At 69.9% G+C, this 2,259-nt stretch carries 2 protein-coding genes; both read right to left on the bottom strand.

All coding sequences use genetic code 11. From position 1 onward, the window contains the following. The coding region (locus AC2VOP_RS13315) for an acyl-CoA dehydrogenase family protein (protein WP_486961411.1) at window positions 1-1,397 on the bottom strand (1,397 nt) is incomplete at its 3' end. Window positions 1,398-1,452: 55 nt separating this feature from the next. Continuing rightward, the gene (locus tag AC2VOP_RS13310; RefSeq protein WP_486961410.1) at window positions 1,453-2,223 is read right to left on the bottom strand and encodes an SDR family NAD(P)-dependent oxidoreductase; all 771 of its coding nucleotides are present in this window, start codon (window positions 2,221-2,223) and stop codon (window positions 1,453-1,455) included. Between the last annotated feature and the right edge of the window lie 36 nt (window positions 2,224-2,259).

Genomic DNA, 2,259 nt, shown 5'->3' with positions numbered 1-2,259 from the left:
TCGGAGAACAGCTGGCACCAGACCTCCTCCTGGCGCAGCGCCTTTTCCACGAATCTTTCGATCTGCGAATCGGTTCCGTGCTGGATCAGCGTCAGGATCACCCACCCGGTGATCGAGTAGTCCGGCCGTTTGATGCCCGCGGCGGCGAACTCCTCTTCGATCACCAGCTGCTCGACGGCGCTGGCGGCCCGGCCCCAGGGTTTGGGCCAGTGCGGCATCACGTACCCGGTCGCGATCAGCCGGTCCCGCTGTGCGTCGCCGTCGAGTGCGGCGATCTCGGTGGCGTCGGCGCGAATTCGGGTTCGCAGTTCCTCAGCCTCAGCCGGCAGATCCAGGCTGCCGGCGCGGCTGACACCGGCCGCGGTGCGCTCGAACACGTCGAGCGCGGGCGCGTCGCCGCCGAACAGTGCACGCAGCGTCAGGGCGCGCCGCAGCTGCAGGTGGGCGTCGTGCTCCCAGGTGAAGCCGATGCCGCCGTGCACCTGGATGTTCAGTTCGGCGTTGCGCGCGTAGGCGGGAAACGCCAGCGCGGCGGCCACCGCAGCGGCGAGTCGGAACTGCTCTTCGTCTTCACCGGCGGCGCGGGCGGCATCCCACACCGCGGCGGTAGCCGACTCCGCGCCGACCAGCATGTTCGCGCAGTGGTGCTTGACAGCCTGGAACGTGGCGATGGTCCGCCCGAACTGCTGGCGCACCTTGGCGTAGGCGACGGCTGCCTCCACGCAGTCGGCCGCGCCGCCGACCGCTTCGGCGGCCAGCAGGGTGCGTGCACGGGCCAGCGCCGATTCCCGGGCACCGGCCAGGACGTCGTCGGCGGTGACGACGACGTTTGCCAGGCTGACCCGCCCGCAGCGCCGGGTCGGGTCCAGGTTGTCGGGTACGTCAACCGATATCCCGGGCCGGGTCCGCTCCAGCACCAGCACGTCGTCGCCGGCGGCCAGCAGCAAGACGTCGGCCAGTCCCGCCCCCAACACGATGCCGGCTGCGCCGTCGGCGGTTCCGCCGTCCCTGTTGACCTGGCCGGCCAGGCCGATACCGGCGGTGACGGTGCCGTCGATCAGCCCGGGCAGCAGCCGGTCGCGCTGTTCGGCGGTGCCGTTGGCGGCGATCACCGCCGAGGCGATCACCGTCGGCACGAACGGTCCCGGCGCCACCGCCCGGCCCAGCTCCTCGATCACCACCACGAGTTCGGGCAGCCCGAAGCCGGAGCCGCCGTTGTGCTCGTCGATGTGCAGGCCAAGCCAGCCCAGCCCGGCGAGTTCACCCCAGAACGGCGGGCGGGCCTCGTCGGCGGCGTCCAGCAGCTCGCGCGCCGCCCAGCGGGCCTTCTGCGCGGTCAGGAATCCGCGGGCCACCTCGGCGAGCTGGCGATGGTCGTCGGTCAGGGCGATACCCATCAAGGCCTCCTGGATACTCCGGTGCGTTGAGCGTAGCCAAAGCCGCGCGACGCGCTCACTTGGGCGCGAACCGCTGGCCGGCGTCGAGCCGCAGGCACTGCCCGTTGAGCATCGGATTGTCGACGATGGCAGTGACCAGTTTCGCGTACTCCTCGGGACGGCCCAGGCGGCGCGGAAACGCCGCGTCTTTGGTCAGGGTCTTGGCGAATTCCTCCGGGATGCCTTTGGTGAGCCCGGTCGCGAACAGGCTCGGTGCGATAGCCAGCACCCGGATGCCCAGCGACCCGAGGTCGCGCGCCATGGTCAGGCACATGCCGGCGATGCCGGCTTTGGCGGCGGTGTAGGCGATCTGGCCGACCTGGCCCTCGAAGGCCGCGATCGACGAGGTATTGATGATGACACCGCGTTCGCCGGTCGTCTCGGGATCCTCGGGTTCGTTGCGGCTCATGTGCCAAGCGGCCAGCCGGCTGATGTTGAACGTGGCAACGAGGTTGAGATCGATGACGGAGCGGAAGGATTCGAGATCATGCGGACCGGACTTGGACAAGGTCCGCTTGGCGATACCACCCCCGGCGGTGGTGACCACGACGTGCAGCCCGCCTAGCTCGTCGACCGCGGTCTGTAGCGCCTGCTCGGTGCCGTCGAAGTCGGTGACGTCGACCGGATGGAACGCGCCGCCCAGCCCGGCCGCGACCTCCTTGCCATCGGAACCCTCGCGGTCGAGCACCGTGACCTGCGCACCGCGTGCGCTGAGCAGTTCGGCGGTGGCCCGGCCCATGCCCGAGGCGCCGCCGATGACGATCACCTTCTTGCCGTTGATCTCCATACGAACCTCCTTGTCGGGGACATCGAAAGCAAGCTA

The sequence above is a fragment of the Mycobacterium sp. TH-M106 genome (genome assembly GCF_057473765.1).
This window is presented reverse-complemented; position numbering and strand designations above follow the sequence as displayed.

Excerpts from the sequence above, each read along its gene's own strand:
- AC2VOP_RS13310 (WP_486961410.1), bottom strand. The coding sequence starts at position 2,223 with ATGGAGATCAACGGCAAGAAGGTGATCGTCATCGGCGGCGCCTCGGGC.